The following is a 7447-nucleotide window of genomic DNA, read 5'->3' as shown; positions in this document are numbered from 1 at the left end:
ATTAAAAAGTCTAGGTTTAAGCAAGGGCATTTTTATACCTACCCTAAAGCAAAGAATGCCTATAAATTGGATATTTATAGTGTTTTTAGAATGAAATTTATTTTTCTCAAAAAAAGGGTGCTAAAAATTTTTGTACCTACCATACATTAACTTCGTTAATATATTGCCATTTTTATACCTACCCTAAAGTATTTTTCACCCTTGAAATAGAAAAGTCTTCTTCTCGCCCTTTATCACCTCATTTATCCCCCCTTCTTTATCCGCTACATTTCATTGAATAATTTTCCTCATTTATCCCCTCATTTATCCCCTCATTTATACCCCATCTCCCATTCCTCCCTATCTTGCATTCTACGCATTCAAATCTCATCTTAACGCTATCCTTAACACAAATCCTTATAGCCTTTATACTCATTCTTTCTCTCATTTATCACCTCATTTATTGCCTTATTTATTGCCTCATTCTTTCTCATTTACTCCCTATCTTTGCCATTTTTTAAACATATTTCTAGCATAAACTTTCCCTGATATATAAAAATACTCATTTCATACCCAAGTTAAATAAAAATACGGTATAATTTCATAAAGCACTAAAACCACAGAAGAAAACTTATGTCTAAAACTAATACACGCCCAAGCGAAAAAACAAAATGCACAAAGCCATAGAAACTTGATTTACCAAAATATACCTAAACAAAATAATCCACAAAGAGAAAAACGACAAATTATTTGTCAATATAACTAGCTGTCTAGCATTCATACTCTCAATCTATGGCAAAACAGATGAAAACAAAAGCAAAATGCACCTGCTGTTATGGCTTATATCAAAAAAACAAAAAACACTTTTATTGCCAAACTAAAAAGAGTTAAAAACCATGAGAGCATTATCGATTTACAAGCCAAATACCCAAAGCTTGATATAGTTTCAGCCTATCAATTCCTAACCCTCAAAGATAAATTCAAAATTACCAAATCAGAAATCCAAGATTTTGAAACACTAATCGATATTCTTTCAAAAAACGCCCAAAAATCAAAAAAATAACCCTAAAACGATAAAAACCATTAAAAAAATCATTTTAGCCTTTTAAAGGTTAATTCTGTCATTTTAAACCCTATATCCATTCAAGATACCCACTTGCAATCAAAAAAACACAAAAAAACCTACAAAAATCGCAACACAAAACAAAAACCACAGCCCATTTCAAAACTGCAAAGCATTTTTGAAAATTCGCAAGAACTTCTAAAATAAGCCCTAGCTCTCATATTATCGCTATAAATCAAGCACAATCAAAAATACACGCCATGAAGAAAATTTTGTAGTTTTTAGCTCTAAAGTCTATTTTTGCCAAAAATCTTACACAATAACTCGATTATCAATAATGCTTAAAAACCTACAAAATAGATATTTTAAAAGCTTTTTACAAATCGCAAAATGTCGGTAAAACATTAGCATAATTTGCCTACAACAATAAGATTTAAACGCCTATATTTAGGCTATATTATTGCATTATGCCCATTGGCTCAACTTTTTACATTTTTTTCAAAAAAAGCAAAAGAACCTAAAAATAAGGGTTTTAGCATAATAAGCCCTAAATATTGATATTTTATTTTTTTTATTACACTTTTTAGTATATTTTTTTCAACAATAAAAATTAAATTAATATTAAAAACCCTATAAAATAGTATTTTAAATAAACTCTTTTTTGTAGTTAAGTTGTAATAAAGTTGCACTCAAGTTATAGTAAAAATAACATTAACTACATATTAACTACACTTTTACTTCAAAAAACATGCAAATTTTCACATTTTTGTAGTGAAAGTGTAATAAAGTTGAACTCAAGTTGTAGTTAAGTTGAAAATAATTGTAATAAAGTTGCACTCAAGTTGTAATTATGTTGTAGTTAAGTTGTAGTTAAGTTGAAAATAAAATGCAGTTTATCAAGTAGCGTTTTTTTGCACTCAAGTTGTAGTTATGTTGTAGTAAAAGTGTAGTTAAGTTGAAATAAAAATTACATAAACATAAACTATACTTGAAGTAAAGTTGTATTAATGTGTATCACATATTGAAATAAAATTACATATTGCTTGAAAACAACTTGTAATATATGTATTTTATTTAGTTGATTTGTAATTAACTCGCAACAACTTATATTTTAACTCCAACAGGAAAAGTAATAGGCACTCCTATTGAAGGAGCGGTTGATTCTGACATACTTTTTGGACTATTGAAAGGTTTAGAAGATTATAAGAAAGGACAATTAGGTTTTTAGCGTGGAAAAAAACATAGAAAAATTAATTTTAGAAGCCTATGAAGATAGTAAAACTAAATTTGACCATGTTACTACAGGACATATCAGTCAATATTTGAAAAGAAAATATGATTTAAAAATCAATTGTAGTAAGGCATTAATAGAAGCAGGCTTTGATCTTGAAAAAGATGAAAACGAACCTTCTTTAGTTTATGTTAAAAAAGCTACCACAAGAAACAAGACTTCAAATCGTGATCAAATTCAAAACAAAGTTGAAGAGAAACCTTTGTTGTTTCAATTTGCCTATTTTCCAAATTTTCTAAATACACTCCAAGAGCTTTCCAATATAGCTCAAAAAGAATTTTGGGGAAACGGAAATAGTATTTTATTTTCCTACTTGTTTAAATATTTTGAGTTCATTTACGAAAATAAAAGCTATCCTGATATTATTACTTATAATAAAGACAAAACAAAGGCATGTTTCAATACAGGTTTGTATAGTACAGGTGTTTTTCCAATATTTGCATGCTTTGAAAAGCAGGAAAATGGAGGATATATTTTTAGAAAATTTTGTTCTAATGGAGATAGAGTTTTAGATGATTTAGAAATACCTAAATCTTTAAGCGATTATGATACATTCAAAAATGAAATCATTTTTGACAGTAAATTGGATTTTAGAGTAAATCATTTGCATCTTTTTGAGAGAAAAGAGCGATTACCTGAAATTGTGAAAAAACTAAATGATAGGTTCATAGGACACATTATTAATGGTGAATTGAAAATCATCAAAGATAATTATAATCTTCAAAAGATGATTATTCCTGCAGCTTATAAGCAAAGGGTAGTTTTATACATTCCTTTGAAACTTCAAGAAGAATCAGTTGATACGATAGTTGTAGTTGAAAAAGAGGAAGTTAAAAACGAACAGTATTACGCTGTGAGAACTATACTAAATCCGCATGATAATATTTACAAAACCGCAAGAGTTCTTTCGATAGTTGAATCAGAATGGGTGAAAAACACCATTTGAAAGTGAAAACATTGATAAAATAGGCTTTTGAGATAAGTCTATTTTATCATGTAATTTTATTTCCAAAAAAAGAAATGGAAAGAAAGCTTGAAAAAAGTACTTACAAGTGTGAATAATAATATTTTTTGTAAAAATTTGATATGATTTAAGAATATTAATCCAATATTAGAGAAATTCATGCCAACAGAACAAACCGATCTTGAATATTTGTTTTCTAAAGAAAGATTAGAATCTTATAATAATATTTACGAACATTTTGATAATTTAAAAATGATTGCAAGCATAACAACAAAAATAGCAATACTTGAACTAGTATTAAGAAATTTACTAGATAAACATATGAAAGAAAAAGATTTAGAATGGTTAAGAAATTATAACGAAGAAAACATCAAACAAAAAATAATTAAATTGCAAAACAAAGAAATATTAGATAACAATCAACTCATTTCAAGAATTTCTTTAGGAGATGTAATATTTATAATTAAGCTAGAACACTTAGAGGCAAAAATAATTAATTCTTCTAATATAAATTTTAAAAAATATTATGCACACAACAAAGAATATTACTTTCACTATGTAAATAATAAAAAATATAAAAATAGTTTTAGCAATATAGAAAAAGCAAATATTGTTCTTAACCTTTTACTCACAATCAGAAATAGAAGTTTTCACTGGGAAAATTTATATAAAACAAAAATAACAAATCAAAAGGCTTTAGCTCCTAGAATCACCACAAAATCACATAATACCTTTATAGGCGTTATGCCAAATAAAATCAATGCTTTTTTAAGTGATTTAATAGAGAGTTTTGAAAAAGATTTGAATAGCTACTTAAAATAGTATTTAAGATGGGCGATCTCGATCCGCCCTTATAATGATTTTAAATTATATCATACAATAAAAAAATTGTCAATTTAGTTTATATTTAGTATTGCTCTAAAATGTTGATTGTATAATAACATAATATTTAGATTTTCGTTTTAAAGGAGTGCAAATGAGTGATACTATTATTTTAGGTATTTTATTAGAGAAGTACAATAATGCTAAATATAAAAAAGTCGGAAACTGTATTAAACTTCGTTATCAATATCACGATATAAATGTGAATTTATATTTTGATGGTTATGATGAAAATTATCCTTCAACTTCTATATTTTTATCAATAAAATTTTGTAAAATTTGATTTAAATCATCTTTTGCAATAGAATCATCTGCAACACCGACAACAATATCTTCCATAACTTCAGCAAATTTATCATTATATTTACCATCTAAATCTAAAAAGTGCATACCTAGAAATATCGAAGTCCGTTTATTTCCATCAGCAAATGGATGAAATTTTACACAGGAAAATATTAAATGTGTAATTTTATCAGTTATTGTAGGATAATAATCATCGTTTTTTATATGCTCTAATGCGCTAGCCAAATATCCTATTTGTGTTTCATTATAACCACTTAATCCGCCTGTTTTTTCAATAATCTTTTCGTGTATAGCAATAGCTTCGCTTAGTTCTATATATTTCATTTATTTTTAAGTCTTTGAAACACCGCATTTATAGCAGGTTTTTCTAATTCTTTTTCCATTTTTGCCATAGTTTTTTTAACTGCTTCTCTCTCAGCTAAATATTCTTTATTATTTTTTTGTTGCGTATTATATTCTGTGGTTTTCATTTTACTACCCTCTTTATTCTTTCAATTAATATCCTAAATACTGTATAGACTATTTTAACATTTATATTTGATTAGCAAATCAATATGAAGCTAAAAAAATTAATTTGCTAATTATACCCAAATTAATTTTCATTAAGTAATAAATAAAACAATCAAGTCAAATAAAAAAAGAAATCCGTTTCAAATCCCTAAAAAATAGGCATTTTATAGCATAAATACTTGCAAAAATTATTAAAAAATGGTATTATCATGTTAATAAACTTTAAAAAGGAAATTATAATGCACACTATAACCATTACAAGTGATGATATTGATTTTATAAAAAGTTTAGAATGTTTGTCAAAAAATGCAGGAGCTATTTTTAAAATTTCTAAAAATGATTTAGAAGCTACTTTGGATAATTATGAAGATAATCGAACCATAGATGAGATAAAAAAAGAAGCTGAAGAAACTTTATTACACTATAAACAAGGAAAATTATCAGTAACTCCATTAGGTAGCGAATGGCTGTGAATGAAAATTGTGGAAAGTGATAAATTTAAAAAAGAGCTTAATAATATTTTAGCCTTTATTGCTAAAGATAGTGTGAGTGCAAAAAATTATTTTTCAAAATCTTTAAAAGATGCTATTTTGTGCATTGACAATATGCCTTATAAATTTCGAAAATCTACTCTTTTTAATGATGAAAACATAAGAGATTTTATCTTTAAGAAATATGTCATTCCATATTATATAGATTTAAAAAACGATAAAATACTTTTAATTACGATTTACAAAAATAACCTTGTTAAATAAAAGAAATCCGTTTAAAACCCCTAAAAATAGGCATTCTATAGCATAAATACTTGCAAAAATTATTAAAATATGGTATAATTATGTTATATAAATTGAGAAAGGAATTGCTTATGACTCTTATTATTGAAAATGTTAATGAAGATTTTTTACCTGCATTCAAGGGTTTAGCAAAAAGCATAAATGCCAAATGTAAAATTTCTAAGCCTAAGTTGAGTAGTTTTGAAAGTAAGATATTAAATGCAAGCAAAGAACTTGATAAAGAAAAAAAAGTCAATACTGCATTAAGCTTTAATTCGCATCAAGACTTTGTGAAATCTTATCAAAATGGCAAAATATAAAATTTATTACCATAAAGATTTTATAAAAGCTTACAAAAAAATAAGCGATGAAGAGCGTAAAATAACTGATGAAGTTATTGTAAAACTTTCTAATGATGAGAATTTAGAACCTAAATATAAAGATCATCAATTAAAAGGTGTATTAAAAGATTTTAGAGAATGTCATATAAAGTCTAACTTGTTATTAATTTATCAAAAACATAATAATGAGTTAGAGCTAAATATTTTAAAACTAGGTAGTCATAGTAAGTTATTTAAAAAATATTGAAAGGAATAAAGATGGATAAAGCACACTTAATCACTTATTTAGTAAGTCTTGCATTTATTGTAAGTGGTTTAATAGTTTGTTGTATTTTATACTTACTCAAAGATAAGATAAATAAAGTAACACCTGATAATATAGATAATATAAATTCAAATATTAAAGATTTTATTGGTAAAAGTATGATTATTGGGGTAGATTTTAATACAGTGTATATTGGAAAACAGATTAAAGAAAATGCAGATTATATTGTAGAAGAATTTAAAAAACAAAATCAAACCACTAGAGATATGAATTGTCAACAATAAATTTTCATAGTCCTAAATATAAACCATATATCACAAATATATTACATTGATTAAAAAATCAAATCTAGCTAAAAAGCTAAATTTGATTTCACATATTCCTATCTCCTTTTAGAAATTCTTTAAACTCTTTACTTTTATCTTTTCCATTCTTAATATCTTTTTGTATATTTGCATAATCAATCTTATTATTTCTTTCTTCTATAGCAGTTCCTGCTTTATACTCAGCTGCATTTGCTGCTTTTTGAATTTCACCTGCTAATCCTTCTGATTCAACTTTAGTAGGAGCATTTCTTGTTGCCATAAAGCCTTTTTGTCTTGAATTTAAATCATCTATGGCTTTATTGTGATCAGTCATAGTGCCTTTTGGATCATAATAATTATGTTTTGTTTGCTCGTGTAATCCATTTGAATTGACATTAGAGTTTACTCCTGCATAGTGTGATAATCCTTGCATATCTCCTCTTGCAGCCATATTTTCAACAGCATTCACAGCAGAAGCCACATTTTCTTTATTAACTACACCACCATAATTTTCATTGATATAGCCTTGAACGATAGATGAGCCACCATCATAACCCACTGAATTATTAAGCGTTTTAGCTTCATTATAGCTATCCATAGAACTTTTAATACTAGCAGAATTTGTAACATTTCCTGTTTTAAGAAGGTTATTAAATGAAGCACTTGCATCTCTATTTTTACCAATTTCATTAGAAATACTTTCGTTAAAGGTTTTATTAAAGGTTTCTTTTTGATCTTTGCTTAGTTTTTGATACCAATCTTCAGATTCTA

General features: G+C 26.4%; 11 protein-coding genes and 1 pseudogene. 8 read left to right on the top strand and 4 right to left on the bottom strand.

Features of this window, described 5'->3' with window-relative positions; genetic code table 11:
- Window positions 1-256 precede the first annotated feature (256 nt).
- Window positions 257-427 carry a hypothetical protein gene (locus tag AJ886_RS10570; RefSeq protein ID WP_186820746.1) on the bottom strand — a complete coding sequence of 57 codons (171 nt, stop codon included), beginning with the start codon at window positions 425-427 and terminating at the stop codon, window positions 257-259.
- 387 nt (window positions 428-814) lie between these two features.
- On the opposite strand from AJ886_RS10570, the gene AJ886_RS10800 reads away from it, so the two are divergent.
- The 3 genes from AJ886_RS10800 (at window position 815) to AJ886_RS07025 (ending at window position 4119) form a co-directional block, all read left to right on the top strand.
- A complete protein-coding gene (locus AJ886_RS10800) occupies window positions 815-1042 on the top strand; it encodes a hypothetical protein (protein ID WP_052950196.1) in 228 nt (75 codons plus the stop codon).
- Window positions 1043-2271: 1229 nt separating this feature from the next.
- Window positions 2272-3279: a DUF3825 domain-containing protein gene (locus tag AJ886_RS07030; protein WP_070287448.1), complete on the top strand. Its 1008-nt coding sequence runs from the start codon at window positions 2272-2274 to the stop codon at window positions 3277-3279.
- A gap of 177 nt (window positions 3280-3456) precedes the next feature.
- Window positions 3457-4119 (top strand): hypothetical protein, encoded by a 663-nt coding sequence (locus AJ886_RS07025; protein ID WP_002871457.1) that lies wholly within the window; start codon window positions 3457-3459, stop codon window positions 4117-4119.
- A 294-nt stretch (window positions 4120-4413) separates the two neighbouring features.
- Here the strand turns inward: AJ886_RS07025 and AJ886_RS07015 are convergent, their stop codons facing one another.
- Both AJ886_RS07015 and AJ886_RS10560 read right to left on the bottom strand, forming a co-directional pair.
- Window positions 4414-4806 (bottom strand): type II toxin-antitoxin system death-on-curing family toxin, encoded by a 393-nt coding sequence (locus AJ886_RS07015; protein WP_002861538.1) that lies wholly within the window; start codon window positions 4804-4806, stop codon window positions 4414-4416.
- Window positions 4803-4952 carry a hypothetical protein gene (locus AJ886_RS10560; RefSeq protein WP_002807582.1) on the bottom strand — a complete coding sequence of 50 codons (150 nt, stop codon included), beginning with the start codon at window positions 4950-4952 and terminating at the stop codon, window positions 4803-4805. The genes AJ886_RS07015 and AJ886_RS10560 overlap by 4 nt, the downstream gene beginning before the upstream one ends.
- 279 nt (window positions 4953-5231) lie before the next feature.
- On the opposite strand from AJ886_RS10560, the gene AJ886_RS07010 reads away from it, so the two are divergent.
- The 5 genes from AJ886_RS07010 to AJ886_RS10555 all read left to right on the top strand — a co-directional run bounded on the left by AJ886_RS07010 (window position 5232) and on the right by AJ886_RS10555 (window position 6655).
- Window positions 5232-5465: a hypothetical protein gene (locus tag AJ886_RS07010; RefSeq protein WP_002883553.1), complete on the top strand. Its 234-nt coding sequence runs from the start codon at window positions 5232-5234 to the stop codon at window positions 5463-5465.
- Entirely contained in the window at window positions 5466-5747 is a 282-nt protein-coding gene (locus tag AJ886_RS07005) for a type II toxin-antitoxin system RelE/ParE family toxin (RefSeq protein ID WP_002883551.1), read from the top strand. It abuts the gene before it with no gap.
- Between the two features lie 110 nt (window positions 5748-5857).
- Window positions 5858-6085 (top strand): hypothetical protein, encoded by a 228-nt coding sequence (locus AJ886_RS07000; protein ID WP_070287451.1) that lies wholly within the window; start codon window positions 5858-5860, stop codon window positions 6083-6085.
- The gene (locus tag AJ886_RS06995; protein ID WP_002782140.1) at window positions 6072-6353 is read left to right on the top strand and encodes a type II toxin-antitoxin system YafQ family toxin; all 282 of its coding nucleotides are present in this window, start codon (window positions 6072-6074) and stop codon (window positions 6351-6353) included. Before AJ886_RS07000 ends, AJ886_RS06995 begins: the two co-directional genes overlap by 14 nt.
- A gap of 11 nt (window positions 6354-6364) precedes the next feature.
- Window positions 6365-6655 (top strand): hypothetical protein, encoded by a 291-nt coding sequence (locus AJ886_RS10555; RefSeq protein ID WP_070287450.1) that lies wholly within the window; start codon window positions 6365-6367, stop codon window positions 6653-6655.
- Between the two features lie 88 nt (window positions 6656-6743).
- Here AJ886_RS10555 and AJ886_RS06985 read toward each other — a convergent pair.
- A pseudogene (locus AJ886_RS06985) lies at window positions 6744-7447 on the bottom strand (conjugal transfer protein TraG); the annotation flags it as partial.

This window comes from Campylobacter sp. BCW_6465 (assembly GCF_001762815.1).
In the GTDB taxonomy this organism is placed as follows: Bacteria; Campylobacterota; Campylobacteria; order Campylobacterales; family Campylobacteraceae; genus Campylobacter_D; species Campylobacter_D jejuni.
The sequence above is the reverse complement of the archived record's forward strand: the minus strand, read 5'-3'. Positions and strand labels throughout refer to the sequence as shown.

What these genes read in the sequence shown, in the direction of transcription:
- AJ886_RS10570 (WP_186820746.1), bottom strand. Translation starts at nt 427, where the DNA reads ATGAGAGAAAGAATGAGTATAAAGGCTATAAGGATTTGTGTTAAGGAT.
- AJ886_RS10800 (WP_052950196.1), top strand. Translation starts at nt 815, where the DNA reads ATGGCTTATATCAAAAAAACAAAAAACACTTTTATTGCCAAACTAAAA.
- AJ886_RS07025 (WP_002871457.1), top strand. Translation starts at nt 3,457, where the DNA reads ATGCCAACAGAACAAACCGATCTTGAATATTTGTTTTCTAAAGAAAGA.
- AJ886_RS07015 (WP_002861538.1), bottom strand. Translation starts at nt 4,806, where the DNA reads ATGAAATATATAGAACTAAGCGAAGCTATTGCTATACACGAAAAGATT.
- AJ886_RS10560 (WP_002807582.1), bottom strand. Translation starts at nt 4,952, where the DNA reads ATGAAAACCACAGAATATAATACGCAACAAAAAAATAATAAAGAATAT.
- AJ886_RS07010 (WP_002883553.1), top strand. Translation starts at nt 5,232, where the DNA reads ATGCACACTATAACCATTACAAGTGATGATATTGATTTTATAAAAAGT.
- AJ886_RS07005 (WP_002883551.1), top strand. Translation starts at nt 5,466, where the DNA reads ATGAAAATTGTGGAAAGTGATAAATTTAAAAAAGAGCTTAATAATATT.
- AJ886_RS07000 (WP_070287451.1), top strand. Translation starts at nt 5,858, where the DNA reads ATGACTCTTATTATTGAAAATGTTAATGAAGATTTTTTACCTGCATTC.
- AJ886_RS06995 (WP_002782140.1), top strand. Translation starts at nt 6,072, where the DNA reads ATGGCAAAATATAAAATTTATTACCATAAAGATTTTATAAAAGCTTAC.
- AJ886_RS10555 (WP_070287450.1), top strand. Translation starts at nt 6,365, where the DNA reads ATGGATAAAGCACACTTAATCACTTATTTAGTAAGTCTTGCATTTATT.